19 protein-coding genes, 1 other RNA gene and 1 pseudogene are annotated in these 22226 nt (G+C 57.0%); 14 read left to right on the plus strand and 7 right to left on the minus strand.

Annotated elements, in window-relative coordinates; all coding sequences use genetic code 11:
• The first annotated feature begins 47 nt into the window (after positions 1–47).
• From FW800_RS23900 to FW800_RS23915, 4 genes are all read left to right on the plus strand, one after another.
• On the plus strand, positions 48–326 hold the full coding sequence (locus tag FW800_RS23900; RefSeq protein ID WP_005791519.1) for a hypothetical protein: 279 nt from the start codon (positions 48–50) through the stop codon (positions 324–326).
• Positions 327–420: 94 nt separating this feature from the next.
• Positions 421–817: a transfer-messenger RNA gene (ssrA, locus tag FW800_RS23905) on the plus strand.
• Positions 818–1063: 246 nt separating this feature from the next.
• On the plus strand, positions 1064–1312 hold the full coding sequence (locus FW800_RS23910; RefSeq protein ID WP_169898838.1) for a helix-turn-helix transcriptional regulator: 249 nt from the start codon (positions 1064–1066) through the stop codon (positions 1310–1312).
• Positions 1309–2814 carry a YfjI family protein gene (locus FW800_RS23915; RefSeq protein WP_446438580.1) on the plus strand — a complete coding sequence of 502 codons (1506 nt, stop codon included), beginning with the start codon at positions 1309–1311 and terminating at the stop codon, positions 2812–2814. Before FW800_RS23910 ends, FW800_RS23915 begins: the two co-directional genes overlap by 4 nt.
• Positions 2815–2989: 175 nt before the next feature.
• Here FW800_RS23915 and FW800_RS23920 read toward each other — a convergent pair whose 3' ends face one another.
• Genes FW800_RS23920 through FW800_RS23940 form a run of 5 tightly spaced genes read right to left on the minus strand, consistent with a single transcriptional unit; the run spans position 2990 to position 10662 of the window.
• On the minus strand, positions 2990–3901 hold the full coding sequence (locus tag FW800_RS23920; RefSeq protein WP_446438581.1) for a restriction endonuclease: 912 nt from the start codon (positions 3899–3901) through the stop codon (positions 2990–2992).
• 44 nt (positions 3902–3945) lie between these two features.
• Positions 3946–7155 carry a type I restriction endonuclease subunit R gene (locus FW800_RS23925; RefSeq protein WP_446438582.1) on the minus strand — a complete coding sequence of 1070 codons (3210 nt, stop codon included), beginning with the start codon at positions 7153–7155 and terminating at the stop codon, positions 3946–3948.
• On the minus strand, positions 7155–8546 hold the full coding sequence (locus tag FW800_RS23930; RefSeq protein ID WP_446438583.1) for a restriction endonuclease subunit S: 1392 nt from the start codon (positions 8544–8546) through the stop codon (positions 7155–7157). Before FW800_RS23930 ends, FW800_RS23925 begins: the two co-directional genes overlap by 1 nt.
• On the minus strand, positions 8543–8689 hold the full coding sequence (locus tag FW800_RS23935; protein WP_446438606.1) for a hypothetical protein: 147 nt from the start codon (positions 8687–8689) through the stop codon (positions 8543–8545). Before FW800_RS23935 ends, FW800_RS23930 begins: the two co-directional genes overlap by 4 nt.
• Positions 8686–10662 (minus strand): type I restriction-modification system subunit M, encoded by a 1977-nt coding sequence (locus tag FW800_RS23940; protein WP_446438584.1) that lies wholly within the window; start codon positions 10660–10662, stop codon positions 8686–8688. The genes FW800_RS23935 and FW800_RS23940 overlap by 4 nt, the downstream gene beginning before the upstream one ends.
• A gap of 818 nt (positions 10663–11480) precedes the next feature.
• Between FW800_RS23940 and FW800_RS23945 the strand changes: the two genes are divergently transcribed.
• From FW800_RS23945 to FW800_RS23955, 3 genes are all read left to right on the plus strand, one after another.
• Positions 11481–11636: a hypothetical protein gene (locus tag FW800_RS23945; RefSeq protein ID WP_446438585.1), complete on the plus strand. Its 156-nt coding sequence runs from the start codon at positions 11481–11483 to the stop codon at positions 11634–11636.
• A 203-nt stretch (positions 11637–11839) separates the two neighbouring features.
• Positions 11840–12184: a hypothetical protein gene (locus FW800_RS23950; RefSeq protein ID WP_446438586.1), complete on the plus strand. Its 345-nt coding sequence runs from the start codon at positions 11840–11842 to the stop codon at positions 12182–12184.
• Between the two features lie 469 nt (positions 12185–12653).
• Positions 12654–13343, plus strand: a complete 690-nt coding sequence (locus tag FW800_RS23955; RefSeq protein WP_446438587.1) for a hypothetical protein — start codon at positions 12654–12656, stop codon at positions 13341–13343.
• A 9-nt stretch (positions 13344–13352) separates the two neighbouring features.
• Here FW800_RS23955 and FW800_RS23960 read toward each other — a convergent pair whose 3' ends face one another.
• Positions 13353–13970 carry a recombinase family protein gene (locus tag FW800_RS23960; RefSeq protein WP_446438588.1) on the minus strand — a complete coding sequence of 206 codons (618 nt, stop codon included), beginning with the start codon at positions 13968–13970 and terminating at the stop codon, positions 13353–13355.
• 168 nt (positions 13971–14138) lie between these two features.
• Positions 14139–14975, minus strand: coding sequence for a hypothetical protein (locus FW800_RS23965; protein ID WP_446438589.1), 837 nt, complete (start codon positions 14973–14975; stop codon positions 14139–14141).
• Positions 14976–15117: 142 nt separating this feature from the next.
• Here FW800_RS23965 and FW800_RS23970 point away from each other — a divergent pair, with 142 nt between their 5' ends.
• The 7 genes and pseudogenes from FW800_RS23970 to FW800_RS24000 all read left to right on the plus strand — a co-directional run.
• Positions 15118–15483 carry a hypothetical protein gene (locus FW800_RS23970; protein ID WP_446438590.1) on the plus strand — a complete coding sequence of 122 codons (366 nt, stop codon included), beginning with the start codon at positions 15118–15120 and terminating at the stop codon, positions 15481–15483.
• A 482-nt stretch (positions 15484–15965) separates the two neighbouring features.
• Positions 15966–17165: an Arm DNA-binding domain-containing protein gene (locus FW800_RS23975; RefSeq protein WP_446438591.1), complete on the plus strand. Its 1200-nt coding sequence runs from the start codon at positions 15966–15968 to the stop codon at positions 17163–17165.
• Positions 17166–17242: 77 nt separating this feature from the next.
• Entirely contained in the window at positions 17243–18301 is a 1059-nt protein-coding gene (locus tag FW800_RS23980; RefSeq protein WP_446438592.1) for a ParA family protein, read from the plus strand.
• 266 nt (positions 18302–18567) lie between these two features.
• Positions 18568–19824 (plus strand): integrase domain-containing protein, encoded by a 1257-nt coding sequence (locus FW800_RS23985; RefSeq protein WP_446438593.1) that lies wholly within the window; start codon positions 18568–18570, stop codon positions 19822–19824.
• Between the two features lie 954 nt (positions 19825–20778).
• On the plus strand, positions 20779–21759 hold the full coding sequence (locus tag FW800_RS23990; protein WP_446438594.1) for an integrase domain-containing protein: 981 nt from the start codon (positions 20779–20781) through the stop codon (positions 21757–21759).
• On the plus strand, positions 21756–22031 hold the full coding sequence (locus FW800_RS23995) for a hypothetical protein (RefSeq protein ID WP_440973976.1): 276 nt from the start codon (positions 21756–21758) through the stop codon (positions 22029–22031). Before FW800_RS23990 ends, FW800_RS23995 begins: the two co-directional genes overlap by 4 nt.
• Positions 22032–22050: 19 nt before the next feature.
• Positions 22051–22182: pseudogene (locus tag FW800_RS24000) on the plus strand (transposase domain-containing protein); the annotation flags it as partial.
• Positions 22183–22226 lie beyond the last annotated feature (44 nt).

Genomic DNA, 22226 nt, shown 5'->3' on the forward strand with positions numbered 1-22226 from the left:
GGTTGCACGCCAGCAGCGTCGAGCCCTTTTGCGCAAGGAGACACCCTATGAAGCGTTCCGCTCTTGCTGGCTTGTTCATGACCGCTGCGATGCTCGCCTCCCCCGCCTTCGCTGCCGGTGACAAAGACCTGTGCCAGATCAACCTGGACAAAATCAACAACGGCAAAGCCCTGCTGGCCACCGACACCAGCGGCAAAAGTGGCGAAATAGACACCGCCGTCTCCCAAGCCAAGGCCGCCCACGCCGCAGGTGATGACAAGAAGTGCATCGAAATCACCTCCAAGGCCCTGCAAGACCTGCAGAACAGCGAGAAAGGCGGTCAGTAAGCGATAGGGCCAACCTTCGGGTTGGCCTTCGCTGAGCTTTTGGCGTACACTGCACAGGCTTGTCACTCACTAAGAAACAACGAGTTACAAGCACGGGGCCGTTTAGGATTCGACGCCGGTCGCGAAACTTTAGGTGCATGCCGAGTTGGTAACAGAACTCGTAAATCCACTGTTGCAACTTCTTATAGTTGCCAATGACGAAAACTACGGCCAGGAATTCGCTCTCGCTGCGTAAGCAGCCTTAGCCCTGAGCTTCTGGTACCTTCGGGTCCAGCAATCACCAGGGGATGTCTGTAAACCCAAAGTGATTGTCATATAGAACAGAATCGCCGTGCAGTACGTTGTGGACGAAGCGGCTAAAACTTACACAACTCGCCCAAAGCACCCTGCCCTTCGGGTCGCTGAGGGTTAACTTAATAGAAACGGCTACGCATGTAGTACCGACAGCGGAGTACTGGCGGACGGGGGTTCAAATCCCCCCGGCTCCACCAATTTAGCTTTATAAATCAGGCACTTAGCGCATAGCTACAGTGCCTTTTTTGTGTCTTTTAGGGCTGTTTTGGCTGGGTTATGCCAGCTTTATGACAGCCTCCCTGCCCGCGAAGCCCATCCGCGGCTGTCGCCTTTACCTCAACAATCGACAAAACGTTTTCCGTCGCTTTTTTGGTTTGAAATCGCGCCCCAAAGCGCTGTCGGGGGTATTAAATCTGTGTCGGCTTACACACAGAGACCCACACATGCCGACACATGCCCCCAAGAAATACCTGATCAGTCACACCTCTCTGCAGCACTGCTTTGACAAGAGCCGCTCCGGCCTCGAAAAGCTGCGCGAAACCGATCCCTGCTTCCCTCGCCCCATCAAATTTGGCCCGAGCAAACAGGCTGGAGTTTACTTCGTCGTCGCGGAGGTGGAGGCCTGGCTGGAGAGCAAAATCAGCGAGCGTGATGGAGTCACCCCGGATCTCTCCAAGAGAGATGAGCAATGACCACACACGAGCAGATCCCGCCGTTCTTGGCAGAGATGCCCGAACCGGCACTTGCCTCATATCTGAGTCCGGAAATTGCGCCAAAGCCGCTCCCGAGCGGGCTGTCTAGGGTCATGCCCTGGCGTGACGAGCTGTTGCCATCCGATCTGCGGGAATATGTACGTGATGTCGCTGAACGCACCCAATGCCCACCAGATTTTATTGGGGTCGCACTCGTGGTTGCTGCCAGCTCCGTGGTGGGTCGCAAATTTACCATCCACCCGAAACAGCACGACGACTGGTTGGTCGTCCCCAATCAATGGGGCGTCATCATCGGTCGGCCATCAGCGATGAAATCGCCAGCACTCAAACAGGCACTGCGCCCACTGCATGCCCTGGAGTCCAGGGAGCGAAAACAGTACGGCCTGGCTGAGGCCGAGCACAAGGCCAGCAGCGAGCTGCTCGAAATGGAGCGCAACGCCGCCAAGGTCAAGGCCAAAAAACTACTCGGTAGCGGCGACAAGAACGCAGCTTTGGCGGAACTCAACAGACTTTCCAGCGACATGCAGGCTCCAGTCCTGCGCCGGTACATCGTCAACGACTCAACTGTCGAGAAACTCGCCGAGCTGCTCAACGAAAACCCCAACGGCCTACTGCTTGTGCGTGATGAGCTGGGAGGCTGGCTGGCGACGATACAGAGCGAGGACGGTTCTGTTGCGCGAGCGTTCTACCTGGAATGTTTCGATGGCAACGGCTCATTCACCTACGACCGCATTGGGCGCGGCACCATTTTCATCGAGTCATGCTGTTTATCCTTGATCGGCGGCATTCAACCGTCACGAATTGCATCGCTGGTGCGCGCCGCGATCAGCGGTGAATTGGATGACGGCCTGATTCAGCGCCTGCAACTCGCCGTTTATCCCGACGATGTCCGTGAATGGCGTCTGGTGGATCGCTGGCCGAACAAAGCCGCCACTGAGCGCGTGGATTGGGTTATCGAGCAACTCGACCAAATACCCGATGAGCCTCGTTCTGCACTCAGGTTCAGCCCGGAGGCACAGGAGATATTTAACGCTTGGTATACCCGCCACATGCAGGAAAGCCGGAGGGAAGAATTACATCCAGCATTGCAATCCCACTTCCTAAAAATGCCGCAGACCATTGCCGGATTAGCACTTCTATTCGAGCTTATCGGCGGAGGACAGCAAGTGGTCAGTGCAGAGGCTGCTACCCGAGCAATTGGCTGGTCGGCCTACCTGATGAGCCATGCCCAGCGGTTGTACGGCGCAGCAATTAACGCCCCACTACTGGGGGCCCGGTTGCTCCTGGAACGTCAGCAGAAATTACCCGAGCCGTTTACCGCGCGAGAGGTGCGCCAGAAGGACTGGACGGGATTGGGCTCGCAGGACGCCGTGAATAATGCGCTCGCAATTCTGGTTGAATACGACTTCATCGTTGGCTACGAGGTTGCCGGTGAGAAAGGTGGCCGCCCATCGACACGCTATGTCTGGCGAAAAATGTAGCCTCGACCAAGCCTGTTTACTCAAAAGGCCGGCAGGGCTACCTACAAAACCTACGAAACCTAGTTCTGTAGGTTTTGTAGGTAGCTCTATCCCCTGGTTGGGATACTAACTGCCAGTCAAACAGTGATATCCGACCTCATACCTGCTGGACTGAACCAGCCACCAGGGTTGTGAGTCACTCTTCAGCAAAGTAATCGCTGTCGAGCTGCTTCACCTCGTACACCTGTTTAACGCTCACGCCCAGGTTGTTCTCGACCATCAGCCGCGCGAGCTCGACGCCGTCGATCAGTACCACTTTGATATCCAGGCCAAGTGCCGCCTCGCGTGCGCCTGCGGAAAACTCCGAGGTGGTGATGAATACGCCCTTGCGTGCCCGCTGCCGGGTCAACGCGCCGATGAACTTGTCGATCTCGGGACGATGCACCGTATTGGTCCAGCGCTTGGCTTGCAGGTAGATCACGTCCAGGCCGAGCTTGTCCTCCTTGATGATGCCGTCGATGCCGTCATCGTTGGTGGCCTGGGTCGCTTTGCCGGCCTCCTTGCGCGAACCGCCATAGCCCATGGCCAACATCAGATCGACCACCAGTTGCTCGAAAAACCCTGGCGTGGCCGCCCTGACCTGCGCCAACAGCTCATCGGCTAGTGACTGCACCAGTGCCTGATGGGCCTCGGCCAATTGCTCGTCCGGTGTGGTCTCGGCAACTTCGACTTCAACCACTCCAAGCACATCAACGCTCTGCGGTTTAGCGGTATGGAAGTCGGCGAACTCCGGAAACTGCTTCAGCCAAGCCACGGTAATGCGCTCTGGGCCGTTGGCCAGCGCTTCCCGACCACGAGCAGTGATCTGCACCATGCCCTTGCTCGGAATAGTCAGCAGACCGGCCTTGTTCAGGTAGGTCCTGGCCCAGCCCACCCGGTTGTTGATCACCGTTTGATGCCCCGACGGCAGCCGCTCTTTGCGCTCTTCCTCGGTTAACTGGAATATATCGGCGATGCTTTCGCGCAACACGCTGAGCGGTATCGCTACACCGTCTCGAACCGCCTCCAGCACCGGGCGCATGACACTTTGAAAATCCGGAATCGACATCCTGGTTCCTTCTCCATAATCGCAACTCAGCCCGCTGAAAACCATCAGAGCCCGCGCATTGCGTGCTCATCAACGCTGTTCATCGCCTTCAGCATTTTGTAGATCACCAGCGCAAACGCCCGGCTCTTGGCCACGTTATCCAGCACTTCCAGCGACAGCTTTTCGTGGTCGGTCATGGCATCTAAAACGATGTCTTCCACCCGCTTGGGGAACAGGCCATGCATCACCTGGTTGGCCGGTTGACTGTTGACCTGAGCCATCACGTCTTCCTGGCGGCTGATGCGCTGGGCGATGCCGGTGAGGAAATGCAGCTGGTCGTCGTCGCTGACTTCGGCACCGAAGATGTCGTTGAGCGCCGCGATGATTTCCGACAGGTGTTTTTTCTCGGGATCGTGGGCCTTGCCGCTGCCGATGTCGGTGGCGGGCTCCAAGCCGTATTCGTCCTCCTCCTCGCTCAGACGCAACTGGTGTTCGGCACGCTTGGTCAGGCGGTAATGGGTCAGTTGCAGCTCGCCCACATCCACATCGTCTTCGTCCAGGCGGTCGATGCGTAGCAGCGGGTACAGGTGCTTGGCGAACACACAGAGCTGCTCCAACTCGCGATCCTCGTAGGGCACGATCTGCGAGAGGAATTCGTACAGGCGCACGAAGCTCTGCAGGTTCTTGCGGAACAGGTCCATCTGATCGACTTGCTCGCCGGCCTCCTTGACCGCGTGCTCGGCCTTTTTCAGGCCGGCACTGTCGCCATTGGCTGCGGCGGTGCGCTTGAAGTCCAGCGCCTGGGCGCGCGCCTCGGCGGCGAGCTTGTAGCGCTTGGCGAAACGCTCCTTGGCCGGCTGGCAGTAGTAACTGAGCTTGCTGGCGGCGGCCTTGGGGTCGAAGAAGGCGCTGGCGAACGCCTCGACCTCCTGCCAGTGGTAGATGCCCTCGGCATCCAGCTTCTTCTGCAGGTCGTAGATGAGTTGTGGATCGGTCACGTCGGTCAGTTCGGCCTTGGTGTAGTAAGGCAGGAACGACTCCAGGATGTCCTTGGGATCATTGAAAAAATCGAGGATGAAGGTGCGCTTGTCCGGGAAGGTGCGGTTCAACCGCGACAACGTCTGCACGCAGTCCACGCCTTGCAGCTTCTTGTCCACGTACATGGCGCACAGCTTGGGCTGATCGAAGCCGGTCTGGTACTTGTTGGCGGCGATCATCACGTTGAAGTCCTGGGTGTCGAACGCCTTGGCCAGGTCGCGGCCATTCAGGCCTGGGTTGAGCACGCTGCTGTTCTCGGTGACTTCCTCGGGAATCACCCCATCGGGCAACACGCTGCCGGAGAAGGCCACCAGCGGATGCACATCGCTGTAGCCCTGCTGCTTGATGTACTCGTGCATGGCCAACTGGTAACGCACCGCCTCCTGGCGGCTGCTGGTCACCACCATGGCCTTGGCCTGGCCACCCAGCAGGTAGCGAATGTTCTGCCGGAAGTGCTCGACGATCACCTCGACCTTCTGGCCGATGTTGTATGGATGCAGGCGTACCCAGCGCGCCAGTTTGCTGCGTGCCTTCTTCGAGTCGACTTCCTCGTCCTCGGCATCCGGGTGGGCGATCTTCCAGGCGGTGCTGTAGGTGGTGTAGTTCTGCAGCACGTCGAGGATAAAACCCTCCTCGATGGCCTGGCGCATCGAATACAGGTGAAACGCCTCGGGCTTGTTGCCGGCACTCGGCGGCAGCTCAGAATTGGCCGGGCGGCCAAACAGCTCCAGGGTCTTGGCCTTGGGCGTGGCGGTGAAGGCGTAGTAGCTGATGCGCTCGTTGGGGCTGCGTGCGGCCACGGCGGCGTCCAGCAGCTCTTCGGCGCTGAACGATTCGTCCTCGTCTCCTTTATCCGGCGCATCGCTGCCGAGAATCTGTTTCAGCTTGCTGGCCGATGAGCCGGTCTGCGAGGAGTGGGCCTCGTCGGCGATCACCGCATAGCGCCCGGACGCCAGCTTGGGGTACTTGTCCAGGGCATCGAACAACGCCGGGAAGGTTTGGATGGTGACGATGATGATGCGTGTCTGCTCGGCCAATGCTTCGGCCAACTGCTCGGACTTGCTCGTAGTGCCGACGTCGCGGGTGATCGGCTTGACCACGCCCTGGGCATGTTCGAACTGGTAGATGGTGTTCTGCAGCTGGCTGTCGAGCACAGTGCGGTCGGTGACCACGATCACCGAGTTGAACAGCCGCTGCCCGGCCTCGTCGTACAGCGAGGCGAGTTGGTGGGCGGTCCAGGCAATCGAGTTGGATTTGCCCGAGCCGGCGCTGTGCTGGATCAGGTAGCGCCGCCCCGGCCCCTCGGCGCGGGTGGTGTCAATCAGCGTGTTAACCACTTCCCACTGGTGATAGCGCGGGAAGATCATCGTCTCCTTGGTGGCCAGCTTGCCCTCGAAGTCTTCCGAGGTTTTCTTGTCCAGGTGCAGGAAGCGGCCCAGCACCTTGAGCCAGGCATCCGGCTGGAACAGGCGCTGCCACAGGTAGCCGGTGGCGTACTGGCTGTCGTCTTGCGGCTGCGGGTTACCGGCACCGCCGTCTTCGCTGCCGAGGTTGAACGGCAGGAAGAAGGTGTCCTTGCCGGCCAGCTTGGTGGTCATCGCCACCTCATTCTGTCCGACGGCGAAATGCACCAGGGCACCGCGTTTGAAGGTCAGCAGCGGCTCGGGCTTGCGCGTCATTGGGTCTTTGACCGGGCGATCCTTGCAGTACTGACGCTTGGCGTTTTCCACCGACTGCTTGAACTCGCTTTTCAGTTCCAGGGTGGCGGTGGGGATGCCGTTGACGAACAGCACCAGGTCCAGGCGCGGGTTGTAGCTTTGTCCGCCGTTCGCGGCTTCACGCGCATGGGGCGAGTAAGACACTTCTGGTACTACGCGCAGGCGATTGCACTGGTAGCGCTTGAGGGTATCCGGGTTCATCCCATGGTCGGGACGGAAGCTGCACAGATCGACCTTCACCCCCGGCAGCTTGAAGCCGTGGCGCAGCACATCCAGGGTGCTGCTCTGCTCCAGCTCGCGCACCACCTTCTGTACCAGCACGCCTTGCGGGTCGTTCGGGTTGGCCTTGCTGAACTTGTCCCAGCGCTCCGGCCAGGCATCCTTGAAGTACGCCAGCAGGTCTTCGGTATACAACGCCGAACGCCGGTCATAGCCGCTGGCCGGGCCGGTCAACCAGCCCTGGGCGACCATGGCGGCGATAATGTCCTGCTGGAATACCGCTTCCTTGCTGTCAGCCATTACACGGACTCTTCTTCTAATAAAGCGGAGGATGACACGTTGGCCGGGGGCCGCCAGCCGCGCACATCTATTTTGCCGGTGACGGCGGCAGAGACCAGGGCGGAGCGGCGTTCTGAGTGAAGCTCCAGCGCGGTGTTCGCCTCTCGAATCAGGCGTTCAATGAGTTCGCGCTTGGCATTTACTTCAGCAACAATTTCCACCTGCTCGGCCAACGGAGGAACTGTTGTTACAAGCTTCCTGACATCAGGCATCCCTATCGTTTTTAAGGTGGCGCCAAATGTAAATCGGTTAAGCTCCTCTTCCATTGCGTAGAACACAAACAATAGGTATTCGGGTAGCACAATGCTTTCGTTGCATATCCAAGCAATGAGATGCTGCGATACGCACATTTTTCGCGTGGTAATAGCTGCCAAGCCAATTGTTGCATCCCGGGTAAACACTACAGCTCGCGCCGGCAAAAGCCTCGTGGACGAGTTGCTTATGCCCAGCGCAGTAATCATAAATTGCGTTTCATCGATGTAATCGACAACTTTCAACTGTTTACTGTCATTGAGCGAGACCCAAGGTATATCGCCGCCCTCCCAGTACTCTGAAAATTCCTTACTTGGTGTGTGCCCGCTTTCAAGCTTGGCTACATTTTTTACTCTGGCCACATCCCAATGTACCGGCACCGCTCCCAGCCACTCCACCCCGGAGTCTTTCATCGGCACCGCCGGGTCGAGGCCTTTGGTGACGGCGTGGGAGATTACGGCCTTACGCTTTTCCTTGAGCAGTTTGATCAGGCGCAGTTGCTCTTCGATCAGGGCGTCGATGCGGGCGGTTTCGTGGTCGAGAAAGCGAAGGACTTGTGTTTGCTCTGCAACAGGCGGTATTGGCACCACAAGACTCATAATGTTGCTTGCGGATATTGATGCCAAGTTTGTGCTTTGTTTTGAACTCAGGAAAAAGTATGTACGCGCCGGCTGACTCCCTGTGAAAGCTGCCAGCCATTCTGACCGAAGCAAATCATTCGGCCGAATTGCAAAAACATGGTTCTGATGTAGACAGGGCTCTATTTGACCTTGCCATACAGCCCCGCGGCCCAATTTGTCGTTATCACCCCCCTCATTCATTAACACATCGCCAGCCCGGAGGCTGTAGCGTTCTAGTTCAGATTCAAGAACCGAAATTTGTTTAATCTCGGTTAAATCAACAAAACCATCCTGCACATTAGCAACGCGCAAATACGGCAAGGAAATAGTATCGCGGCCCTCATAATCCTTACCCTTGGCGATCCCGCCTTGGATGGTTGAGTACCAACGTAGCATTCCGGCGGTCCAACTCTCCGGCACCTTCCCCAACCACTGCACCCCGGAATCCTTGTACACCGGATACGGCTTGAACTGGCTCATTGCGCCTCTCCTTGCGCCGCATTCAGCGCATAGAACTCATGCAATTTGGCCTGCAGCAACTGCTTGTCCGGTAGACGGGTCAGCGTGAGCACTTCGCCGAAGCGGTTGTCCGTTGCGCTGCGCGGTGTGTTTGGCTCGCTCATGCCGACAGCGCCTCGATCATCTGCTTGATGCGATCGGTGCAGGCCTTGAGGTCGCGGTCGATGGCTTCAAGCGGGCGCGGCGGCTGGAATACGTAGAAGTGCCGGTTGAACGGAATTTCGAAACCGACGATACCGACTTCGCCGTCCTGGGCGTCACGTTTGCTCTCGTCGACCCAGGCGTCCGGCACATGGGGCTTAACTTCGCGCTCGAAGTAATCATAGATCGACTCGCCCAGCGGTACGTTTTCGTTGTCGCGCAGGCCGCTATCGGCTTCGGGCTGGCCCTTGGTCATGCAGATACCGGCCTCGGGGTCGCGTTCGCCCAATGCGTTCATCACGGCTTTCTGCTCGCCGGTACTGAGGCTGATGCCATGTCCGGCCAGGGCCCTTTTTAGCACCTTGGTGAACTGCTCGCGGTTGCGATAGACGATTCCGGCATCCATTGACTGCAACGCAGCCAGCAGACGCTGGCGGGCGTCGTCGTCCAGCTTCTGCATGGCTTTTTCTTCGAGGACGCGCTCGATGCGTTGCGGGGTGGTCCGGAAGCTCAGGCGCAACGGGCGCTCGACGGTGATGCGACGGTAGCCGAAGGCTTCGATGGGGAAGATCTTGCTCTGCTCAGTTTGCTCAAAGCAGCCGTAGAGGCGTACCAGGTCGTCGATCTGCTCGTCAGTGATGAACTGACGCTTGCTGCCCAGGGATTTGCGCATCTTGCTGTAGTGCTGGGTGCCGTCGACCAGTTGCACCTTGCCCTTGCGCGCGGCGGTCTTGTGGTTGCACAGCACCCACACATAGGTGGCGATGCCGGTGTTGTAGAACATGTCGGTGGGCAGGGCGATGATCGCCTCGACCAGGTCGTTCTGCAGCAGGTAGCGGCGAATCTCCGACTCGCCACTGCCGGCACCGCCGGTGAACAGCGGCGAGCCGTTGAGAATGATGCCGATCCGTGAACCGCCTTCACGCGGGTCACGCATCTTGCTGGTCAGGTGCAGCAGGAACAGCAGCGAGCCGTCGGACACACGCGGCAGGCCGGGGCCAAAGCGGCCAGCGAAACCCTTTTCCTTGTGCTCGTCGGTGATCCGCTTCTGCACCTTCTTCCACTCGACGCCGAACGGCGGATTGCTGAGCATGAAGTCGAATTTGCCGCCGGCCAGTTGGTCATCCGAGAGGGTGTTGCCCAGCTTGATGCTCTCGACCTTTTGGCCCTTGATCAACATGTCCGCCTTGCAGATGGCGTAGGACTCGGGGTTGAGCTCCTGACCATGCAGGGACACGGTGACCTTGTCGCTGATCGACTGGATGTACTCGTCGCCCTCGGACAGGAAGCCGCCCGTGCCCGCCGTCGGGTCGTAAATGGTGACGATACTGTTGGGCTTGAGCTTGTCGTCCTGGCCGGTGATCACCAACGAGGTGGTCAGGTGTACGATGTCACGCGGAGTAAAGTGCTCCCCGGCGGTTTCGTTGGAGCTTTCCGCAAATTTGCGGATCAGCTCTTCGAAGATAATGCCCATGCCGAAGTTGCTGATGCGCTTGGGGCTCAGGTCGACCGCCGCGAAGCGCTGTACCAGCTGATACAGCAAGTCGGCGCTGGCCAACTGCTGGACGAAGTCTTCAAAGTGAAAGTGTTCGAAGATCTCGCGGCCGTCGGTGCTGAAGGCTTGCACATAGCTCATCAAGTCTTCGCTGGTCTGGGTATCCGACAAGGTGCCCAGCGACAGCGGCGAGGCGTTGAAGAACGGCTGACCGGCAGCGCGCAGCAGCAGCTTCTCGCGCACCAGGTCAGGCCGCCCTTCCTGGGCGCAGGACTGACTGATCACGGCATCTTTGGTCGGCTCCAGCACGCACTCCATGCGCCGCAGCAGGGTGAACGGCAGGATGATGCGGCCGTACTGGGATTGCTTGAAGTCACCGCGCAGCAGATCGGCAATCGACCAGAGGAAAGCGGCCGTTTGGGAATGATTCTCCGTGTTCACGCAGCAACTCCTTGGAATACGGGCAAAAATGCGAGTTTAACCTGTTGAGCAGGCTGCATGTCACAGACCCGACGGCTCATTTGCGCTCCGTTCCCAATACTCAAAGATGCTCAGGCCGCCCCCGAACGTGTCGCCAGCAACGACATGTCTGCTGCACGTGCTCTTGAAATCAGGCTATAGCAACCTATGCAGTGATTATCCGGCAGGTAATGGATCAGCCAGATCTACCATTTGAGTAGCGGAATCCGTCACGCAGCTCACCGTCGTCATCTGGTGCATATTCATTGCACGCGCCATTTCGCTGGGCCCGCAGCGTCGTCATTTATCGACCATTTGTTGTCACAGCGCGCGCCTGACGAATGCCTTCTGATGCTCAGTCGTCATCTGTCATCGATCTGCCGCTGCAGTTATGGCACACAGTGAAGAACCAATACCTGTAGCCATGTCGCGGCAACGACACCTCTTCACGACACCCCTTACCTGGACAGCAACACCCCTTTACAACACCCCTTAACCTGTACAACACACCATAAACAACCAGAAACCCAGCAACCACGCTGGCTGCAGCGACGACACCCCTTCACGACACCCCTTACCTGGGCGACAACACCCCTTTACAACGCCCCTTAACCTGTACAAGCCGCCCTGAAAATCCTGAAAACCAGCAACCATGCGGGTTACAGGGGCAACACTCCTTCACGACACCCCTTCGGCCTAAGCCGGCAGACTCCCTCTATGTGAGGTGAACCGTCAGACTCCCATAGGCAAGAGAGGTGGTGTGAACATGTTTTTTTTGAAACCGGTGTCGCACAGCGGATATGAGCGCTGCGCTGGTCGCCCTGGAATTCAATCAGCCAGGTACCGGCGGAAAGGGATTTCAGGAGGATGAAATCCTTGGGATTGGCACAGAAGATGAGAAGCTGAATTCGGTGCAAATTTTCAACCCAGAAGGAGCAAGACATGGACTCGATTGAGCTATTGGTTTACGCGGTCCTTGCCGTAGTTGGCACGCTGGGAGTGGCTGCGGTGATTGGCTATAAGGTTGCTGATCATCTCGACAAGAAACATCACACCGACTGATATGTCAGCACACCGGCATGCCCGCAAGCCCCTGACTTGGGATTCGCCAGTGCTCGGGTAATGTTCAGGCATGTGCCAAGTCCAGCAGGTTCACGTCATGAGCAAAGTTGAGTGCCAGTGCTGCAAGAAGATGATGGTTCCAAAAGTGATCACAAGCGCACCGTTCTACATCAGCGGAGTACCCGTGGGCGGCCGTGACCCGGAGTCGTCCGTATGCCCCTTCTGTCTGTCGCCGAAGTGGATGCTCACCGAACATCAGGCTCTGGCTGCCGGCAAGGCCAATGCCGAGTTCTACGGCCTTATGGTTCTCGTCATGTTGAACATCGTTGCGTTCGCGCGTTTCGGCGAATTGGCGGGCGGTATAGCGCTTGCGGTGTCAGTCGCAACCGTGTTCATGCGCGCCAGGACGATTCGAGCCCTGCGCCGTCGCCTGAGCCCTTAAACGAGCCAGTTCCCCCATGGCACCGGAATGCTACACAAGCGGAGAATAAAGCTGGGGGTAGATTTCGCACGGATGTCACTACTGCTCTACAGCACGTAAAACTGCGTCGCTACTTGATCATTTGATCGCGGATTCTAAGTACTGTGGTGTTAATGCTCCCTGTGGCGAGCGGCAGCCCGAATCCACAGGCCAGCGCCGAGTAGCTCAACAACGCGCTAATGCAGCCCCCTTCTCAGGCCGCCCTTTTGTAAGCACCGAAGTTTTGTCCCTCCTAAGGGGAAGGTTGGCCGTTCGAACCGGCCCTGGGACACCATATTCTATGCGGCTTTCAGCCTTATCCCTCTCGCAACGCTATAACCCGTGACAGCAGGGTGACAGCAAGCGACCTCGTACAGCCTTGCGAAAAAACCTCCGGAACGCCGATAACTGCTAAATTCGAACTTCACGGATTGAATCTCGGTGGTGAAACATGACGTTGTTAATTGGCGTTAATTTGGGCGCTTTTGCTCTGATTGCTTCTGACAAGAGGGAAATCGCCTGCGTCGACGGCGAGATCGTCTACTCGTCAGACGATGCCGACAAGATCGTATCGACCAAAGCTGGAATCATCACTGCCAGCGGAGCTGTGGACCTATTGTCGCCGGTGAAGTCCAGGCTGGCTGGAATGGACGTTTCAAACAGCGATGAGATTCTTGAGGTCATTACCTCGGAGCGGCAGCGGTTTAAAACCGCAGAGGCGGGTACCCCTTGGGCCAGTTATGCGCTGTCAACCACGTCGTGGTTACTCAGCTACGGCACGGTGGATGAAAATGATGAGCCGATCGTAAGGCTTGCCCTATATCACCCCTATCTCAACGAATCACTTTTCTCGATTATTGAGCAGACTTTTCCGATCTATCCTGGGGGAACGTCCGAATCTCAGGCAATTGAGTGGAACGAAGCAATTCGGGCCCGAATGGCCTCTCTTGATCATTCCGCCGGGACTAAGAGCGTCCTTGATCAAGCGATCTCTCATTTCGGCTGGCTAGTCGACCAAGTCGCACAGGTAATCCCTAGCGTTTCGCGGGTTTTTGACGTTGGGATCATGACCTTCAATGGAGTGCGAGCAATTGCAAGAGAAGTCGAGCCAGGAGGGGCCTACACCTTCCAGGACCTATAAGGTTCCGTGTCAAGCCGTGGCTAGTCCTCTAATCCTCAGCACCGTGGTGGTGGAGCAATTGGCGTGCCTGGCCGTCGCGCGAATGCCCAGGCCGGCACCGAGCAACTCGGTCACGCGCTTGTGCAGATCGGCATCCACCGGGCGCCCCTGGTACTTGCCGGCGGCCTTGGCCTTCTCGATGCCCTGGGCCTGGCGGTCGCGGCGCTGCTCGTAATCCTTGCGCGCGATCGCGGCCATCATTTCCACCAGCATTGAGTTGATAGCCCCCAGCATCCGCCCGGTGAACTCGTCGCCCTTGGTGTCCTGCATTCCCTGGTGGCTGGTCGGAAGGTCGAGCGCGACGATGCGCAGGCCCTTGGAGTCGATCGCAGCCTTGAGCTTTTGCCAGTCTTCCACCGGCAGGCGGGAGAGACGGTCTATCGACTCCACCAACAACACGTCACCCTTGCGCGCATCTTTCAGCAGGCGCAGCAGCTCCGGCCGGTCGGCGGTGGCGCCGCTGGCGTTCTCCAAGTACACGCTGGCGATGACCTTGTTTTGGTCGCTGGCGAACTGCTCGAGCGAGGCGCGGGCGCGGCCGGCGTCTTGCTCTTCGGTGGAGGCTCGGAGGTATGCGCGGATGAACATGATGGGTGCCTGTATCAGTTAGGGCGTTCTACTAATACTGTTGCACTTTGGGTGTTACTTATCAAGCGGAAAGCCAGGAAAAGGCAAAATAAGCCTGTATCTGGATAGGCATACCCAAAAGGATCGCCACAGATTTGCGAAAACCCACGGCGATACAGCCCAGCAGAATTATTTCCCTACGAAGTAGAACGCTCTGCCCTGATTGAAGATTGCCGCAGGGATCGAGTTTTTCCTCAGCCGCTGGCCAGGGTGGTAGATGTAGATCCACTCAGGCAGATGTTGCGATGCAAGCAGCATGGCTTCCGACGTTGTCATGTCGTTCTTGTAGGCATCTAGCGTGAACTGGTTGTGCCGGATAAAGATCGGCCCGTAGCTAACCGGCGACTGCAAAAAACTTGGTGATACAGCGGCCGCATCGCCGAACGGGATCGGGCGCTCCGCATAAATATCTGCTGGAGACGCATAAGCGCGCGAATGGCCATCAGGGTATCGACCTGTCTGCATGCCCAACTTTGACAGCGCACCTGAAAAACTCTTTCTGCGAGCCTCCTCAACCTTCTGTAGGGCCAGAGCAGATGCCTCTTCTGGGGAACTGACCTGATCGTAAGGCACCCACGCAACAATCTGAGTTGCGCGCGCCGGATCGCTTGATCCGCCCAATAGCATTAGACCCAAGCCAATTCCCGCTGCTGCGCCACCACTCAGCCCTGTAGGTGGCGACGCGAAGCTAACCGCACTTAATCCAGCATCCCCGAGTACTGTTCCAGAGCCGCCGGCTGGGCTCACCCCATCAACTGCCCCTACAAGCTCGATTGGAACGTCACGCTGCCCGGAAATCCCCATGGCGTTCAGAACATGCATAGCATCCGACCATTTTTCCCTCGGTACATCCTTCGGCTCAGGAAGCTGCACAGTCTTAGCCCCCTGGGTGCCAGAGCACCCAACCAGAAGAGCTACTGTCGCGGCCAGCACGCCGATTCGGATCGTTGTTGATTTGTTACCCATGGCGTCACTCCCTGTTTTGATTGCCACAGCTTACGAAGGCTTCCAGGAAACCCAATGGCATAAGCCTATGAGCTCCGCAGGCTTGGGATTTCCAGACCTTGGCATAGCGTGTCATGCAACCTCATGCATGCGGAGCATCACCATGGAATTTCGCCACTTAGGCAATGGACAGACTTTCCCTCCAGTAGCACCGAACGGCCGCATTTACGCCGTACCTGTGACACAGGAAAACCAAGTAGAAATTTTCTGTCTGACAGCTGCAGGCATTGTTGGAAGCGGCGTTACGGCGAACTGGGTCGAGATCTCGGGCTTCTATTACGACGACGAATCCTGGGAAATCATCCTGCGGAATTACATCGGGAGGGGAATGCGTTTCCGTCGGGGTGTGCCCTGCGGAATCGTCGAAGACGGTTGCGAAACCCTCAAAACAAATATCCAAGGGTTCGCAATTCCAGTTTGCGTAATGAACCGCATTGCATACGAGCAGAAAAGGCTGCAGCAGACCTGAGGGTTTTACAGGACAACCTGCAACCTGACTCGCGTCACGTCACTCCGCACAGGCTCACCCACTTTCCCTGGCTGGGAAATCCTGATTTCAAATTCCGTCGCTTTTGTTGCCTGAAAGCGAAACACACGCCGGGCAGCCGCCCGTAGCCTATCCGGGTAGCTCAAAGGAACTCGGAAAATGAATCAATACAAGGTTAACCGCTGCGTTTACATGCTCGAAGTCAACGGCAAGTCGGAAGACAACGCTTTTCCAACAAGCCGGAGTCAACTAACAGATACGTCATCCTGCGCGCAGTCGCAAACCCTGACGAGTCAGGACTAACGACATATGCGCTACGTGACCGTCAGGAAATTCGCCAGCGAGTCTGGCTACTCCGAAGACGCTATCCGCTCGAAGCTTCGCGACGGGATTTGGCTACTCGGAGAAATATGGATCAAGGCCCCAGATGGCCGGGTTTTAATTGATGTGGAAGGATATGAGACATGGGTAGAGATGGGCGGGGAGTTCGGGCGGTCTCGGACTCGAGTATCGAAATCACGTTCATGTACCGCGGGGTTAGGTGCCGGGAGCGCTTCTCGCTCAAGCCTACCGCCACTAATTTAAAGCTCGCAGAGCGGTACAAAAATGTTATTGAGCACGACATTGCTACAGGCGTCTTTGATTACTTAGCTACTTTCCCGAACTCCCCGCGTGCGGCGCGGTTCGCTCCAGAGGTCTGCCGGGAAAACGTGACTGGTTTCCTCACTCGCTGGCTCACCGGAAAGAAGAAGCACGTTTCCAGCAGCACCTACGATGGTTATCGGAAGATTGTCGAACTGCGTCTGTTGCCAGCACTAGGTACCGTTCTAGTGGTCGACTTAAAGCGCAAGATCGTGCGCGACTGGTTAGACACCCTTGACGTAAGCAACAAGACGCTCAGCAATATCCAAAGTTGTCTGCGATCTGCGCTCAATGATGCCGCCGAGGAAGAGCTGATTGAGCTGAACCCGCTCGCGGGCTGGACTTACTCCCGCAAAGCGGCACCATCAAAAGAGGATGACGTCGACCCCTTCAGTCCGGAAGAGCAACAGGCCGTGCTGGGTGCGCTCTCCGGCCAGGCACGAAACATGATGCAGTTCGCGCTATGGACAGGCCTTCGCACAAGTGAACTGGTGGCGTTGGACTGGGGCGATATCGACTGGCTGCGTGAGGAGGTGATGGTGAGCAGAGCCATAACTCAAGCAGGCAAAGGGAAGGCTGAAACCACTAAGACTGCCGCCGGACGCCGAAGCGTAAAACTCCTAAAACCGGCGTTGGAGGCATTGACGGCGCAAAAGGCACACACATTCTTGGCGGACGCCGAGGTTATCCAAAATCCGCGCACTCTTGACCGCTGGGCCGGTGACGGGCCGATCCGAAAAACCATGTGGGTGCCGGCGATGAAGAAGGCAGGTGTTCGGTATCGGCGGCCATACCAAACGCGGCATACCTATGCCTCCATGATGCTGTCAGCCGGCGAGCATCCAATGTGGGTGGCCAAGCAGATGGGCCACACAGACTGGACCATGATCGCGCGAGTCTACGGACGATGGATGCCTGCGGCCGATAGCCAAGCTGGGTGCAAGGCTGAACAGCTCTGGTTCGTTACACCCCACGATTTCAAAGCCCCGGTCGCTGACCAAGACCCTTTGACCCCGGGATAACAAATTTTCCAATCATTTACCAGTAATAGCCGCGCATGGTTTAGCATGCACCGCATCAGACAAGGTAGGAGGCAGCAATGGCAATTTACGCACTTTGGAACAACAAAGGAGGAGTGGGGAAGAGCTATCTCACGTTCCAAATCGCCTCCGAGTACGCGATTCAGAATCCCGATAAACGCGTGCTTGTCATCGACGTATGCCCGCAAGCGAACTCATCTTCGATGATCCTTGGCGGGATTGAGGATGGGGAGAATGCGCTCAATGCAATTCACTCGACCGCCCCACGCAGAACGATCTCAGGTTACATCGAGGATCGAATTTTAAGCCCTTATGTCAATCCGAATACGGGCGCAAATTTCGTAACACAAGCGTGCACCATAAATAATGAAGTCCCGAACAATCTTTATCTAGTTGTTGGTGACGAACAACTAGAAATTCAAGCTTCGAGAGTTATGTCTGCCACATTCCCGGGGCCACAGGATGCTTGGAGAATTGTCCATACTTGGCTAAGCGACCTAATCAACGATATCGCTAATAGCTGGAATCAGATTGATTACACCGTATTCATTGATTGCAATCCAAGCTTTTCGGTTTATACAGAACTCGCGATGTCAGCAGCCGATAGACTTTTAATTCCGTTTTCAGCTGACGGCTCAAGCAAAAGGGCTGTTCGTGCAGTTCTCTCTCTCGTCTATGGTATAGCTCGCCAACCTGGACAGCAACAATCCGAGTTCTTCCTCAACACCGGTAGATACAGGATGAGCTTCCCTGATATATATATGTATATCGGAAACAGACTTACTCAGATGAACCAGTCATCAGCCGCTGCCTTCAAGACCGTGGTCAATGAAATTGGGGATGAAATTTACGACGTCTGGAGAGCTAACCCAAATCTTTTCTGCATTCATCCAAATGGAACAGCAATTCCGAACAATAAAAAGCTTTTCAAAGCGATGTTTCAGTACGAGGTCAATGACGCTAATTCAGCTTCCGTGGTATCGGGCGCGATAGGAACTCCTATCTCAACATTACGCGCAGGTCAGGCCAATGTTTTAGGCAAGAATGTCACGGTAAATCAAAGCCAACTCGACAAGCAGGTTCCGAACCTTGTGGATCTAGTGACTGCCATTGAATGACAGCATTATGGCGACCTCATCGCTGTAAGCCTTACAATACGGACAGCGGACGGGGGTTCAAATCCCCCCGGCTCCACCATTTGATCAACTAAAGACGTCCACGGACGTCTTTTTTTGTGCCTGAAATCCATTAAACACGCGGTTTCCAGCGCTTTTGCGGTCTTCTGAGATTTTTTGAGTTCCAGCCATTCGGGTATTCCAAACGGTATTCCAGGCCATCCGGTGCTAATCTTTGGAATACCAAATCAGAGCCTGAGGACAATCTCATGCCTGCTCAAAACCTCCGCCTCTCCGATCGACAGCTCAAAGGAGTCAAACCCGCGTCCAAGGATTACGTCCTCACGGACGGTGACGGTTTGCAGCTCCGAGTACGCAGCAACGGCTCGTTGCTGTGGAATTTCAACTACCGCGAACCGGTGACCAAGAAGCGCATCAACATCGGCTTCGGGACCTACCCCGAACTGTCACTGGCGAATGCACGAAAGATGGCAGTCGATGCGCGCGAGCTGCTCGCCCAGGGCATCGATCCGAAGGTGCAACGCAATACGTTGAATGAAGCTAAGCGCGCAGAAACGGAACACACCTTTGAGAATGTGGCCACCGCCTGGTTCGAGCTCAAGAAAGACTCGGTCACTCCGGCCTACGCCGAGGACATCTGGCGGTCGCTCACGCTGCACGTGTTCCCAGATTTGAAGACGACCCCACTCGCGAAAATCACTGCGCCGATGGTGATCGGATTGCTTCGCCCAATCGAAGCGAAAGGCAGCCTGGAGACGGTCAAACGTCTTAGCCAGCGGCTAAACGAGATCATGACCTACGGCGTAAACTCCGGCCTGATCTTTGCCAACCCGCTCACCGGCATCAAGGCAGTATTCAAGAAGCCCAAGAAAGAGAACATGGCTGCGCTTCCGCCCGAAGAACTCCCCGAGCTTATGCTGGAGATCGCGAACGCCAGTATCAAACGCACCACCCGCTGCCTGATCGAATGGCAGTTGCATACCATGACTCGCCCGGCAGAAGCGGCGACCACTCGCTGGGCAGACATCGACTTTGAAAGGCGTGTCTGGACTATCCCAACGGAGCGGATGAAGAAGCGCCGCCCACACAGCATTCCGTTGAGTGATCACGCTGTCGCACTGCTGGAGTCACTGAAGACTCACAGCGGCCATCGCGAATACGTCTTCCCGGCAGACAGAAATCCGCGCACCCACGCCAATAGCCAGACCGCCAACATGGCGTTGAAACGCATGGGGTTCCAGGATCGGTTGGTCAGCCACGGCATGCGCTCGATGGCCAGCACCATCTTGAATGAACATGGGTGGGACCCGGAACTCATTGAGGTCGCACTGGCGCACGTCGATAAGGATGAGGTACGTAGCGCCTACAACCGAGCCGACTACATCGAGCGCCGGCGCCCGATGATGGCCTGGTGGAGTGAGTACATCCAGAAAGCCGCCACCGGCAGCCTGCTCGCCTCAGCGTACGGCCAAGTCAGAGACAAGAACGTGGTGCCGATTCGCTAGCGCTTTGCAGGCGCAAGAACTGCAGCAACAACAACTGAACGTTCAAGATTCGGGGCAAGCAGCCTCGCTTATCCGCTTCTAAGCGCGGGTCCATCCAAACAGGGCTGCAAAGCCGCCCTGTTTGGATGGACCTTACTTTGAAGAACTAAAAGCGACCACGTCGTCCAGGATTTACCACGGAATTCCACCGGTGGATAACCGTTCTTCAAGCCCACAATAGCGCTGAATTTCAAACCTTGACCGGGTTTATCCACAGGCGTAGAACTGGCCGTGCAAACGCTGTCGATGACAGCAACCCAGGTGGCCCGAACCTTGAAGGTCACGCCGCTCTCGCGGTGGTTCTCCCCCCAAATGGCGATTCGCGTCCGGCAGCTCGCCCGGTCACCTCCCCGGTGATGGATGCCTACTTCAGATCATGGCCCTCGTGCGCCAGACAACACTTCCTACTTCGCTGCCCTGCAGCAACCTATCCGCTTGGCCAAATCTTGCGCCAACCTGCGCCCGTCTCTTTCTACTGGAAAGAGACGGGCGCTTCTAACACTGCTGCAGCCCTCATCGCACTTGGCTTAGCGGCAACTCCCCTCGTGACAATCGGCGTGACAAACGCCGATGTCACCAGCAACAGCGCTGCAGATGATGGTGCCGCAGACCAGGGAATGGACTGCACCTGACTGACAGTCAGGCATGCCCCGGTCATCGCATTGCTGCTTGAACCTGGCTCAGGATCTCGCGGCACTGGTCTCGTCAGCCAATGCAGCCTCCATCCGCCCACCGGTAACGGTGCTCAGGAGGCCAGATCATGAGATGCCCTTGCTCTTGGTCGTAAGGAGCCGCCAGTCCCGCGTTAGAGGACATCCCCACAGGTCGCAGGGGCCTTGATCCCTGATAACACTCAGCATTCTTGGCGGGATGACGTGGGGCGAGGATCGGAGAACGGGAGATGAGGTGATTGAGATGGCATTGGTTGGTAGACGCGATGGCCGCAATTTCGGCTACGGCAGGCAATTGAGCTACGCAGGGCCTTTAGCGCTAAAAGAAATGTTCGGCGGCGGTCATTACGGCACGGTCAAGGCGCACTGTGATCGGTGGTTGGCATTCGTGAGATGGTGCCATTCCGAACAAGGCCCCGGTATCAATGATGCGCGACAGATTGATCGGAAGGTGTTGGCCGACTATGCGGCCTACCTGCGCGATGCGGTTGGGCGCGGTGACCTCGCCGTCAGTACCGCACAAAACCGGCTATCCAGCGTTAACAGGACCATGGCGGCGCTTCGCGGTGATCAGTACGTGAAGTTGCCAAGTCCTAGCAAGGCGTTGGGTATGCAGCGCAGCGGGGTTCGACAGTCAGTGCCGCAAGGCCAAGATCGCGAGCAGGTGAAGCAGATCGTCGATGTGCTTTGCAGCCAACATCAGCTGCGGGCCGCCGCGATCGTTCTGTTGGCGCGAGCCACCGGCATGCGCGTGCGTGAGGCCATCTTGGCTGACCTGCAAAGACTAAATCTTGAGGCTAGAGACATCGGCAAGATCAACATCCAGGACGGCACCAAGGGTGGTCGCAGCGGTGCCTCGGCACCCCGTTGGATTACGGTGAACGACGTGATTCGAGTAGCGCTTGGATATGCAGAGAAGGTGTCGCCAGAGGGTAGCCGCAACCTGATTGCACCACACGAAAGCTACCTGCATGTTCTGCAGGACATTATCCGCCCAGCGCGCGACATCCTCCATGGCCACAACCTCAAAGGCTTCCATGAACTACGAGCGGCGTACGCATGTGAGCGATATGAGCAAATCACCCAACACCGCGCGCCTATCAATGGCGGCCAATGTTGCCAAGTAGATAGGAACCTTGATCGTGAGGCTCGCAGGCAAATCAGCTATGAGCTGGGGCACGGTCGGATCGATGTGGTCGCTGCCTACATTGGAGGGCGGACATGAGTAAGCCATTCGACATGGAGCTGTTCTTGGCTGGCGTGCTTACAGGATCGCATGCGACGCGACAGCGCCATTTGCGGCAGGCGAAAATCATTCAGGCTGAGATCGCGGAGCGCTGGCAGCGAGAGACGCCATGGGCTTGGCAGAGAAAGCATGTGGCCTGGTTTTTAAAGCATCGCCTTGTCCAGCACAGCGAGGCGACGCGGTACTACTACTTGCTGACAGTGCAGCTGCTCGCTCGTCGATTAGAGAAGTCATGGATATTTCACCGTTAGTCAACGCAAGAAAACGGCCAAATTGATCCAGTCGGCGCACATGAATGCGCGCGATCCGTATAACTATCTGAAGGATGTGCTAACACGGCTGCCAACGCAGCGGGGGAGTGTGATCGGGCAATTGCTACCGCATCTATGGGTGCCGGTCTGACTTACGCAAGGCGAGTTGAGCGGACGCTTACACTCAGCAGCTGC

It is taken from the genome of Pseudomonas sp. 910_23, from assembly GCF_052850795.1.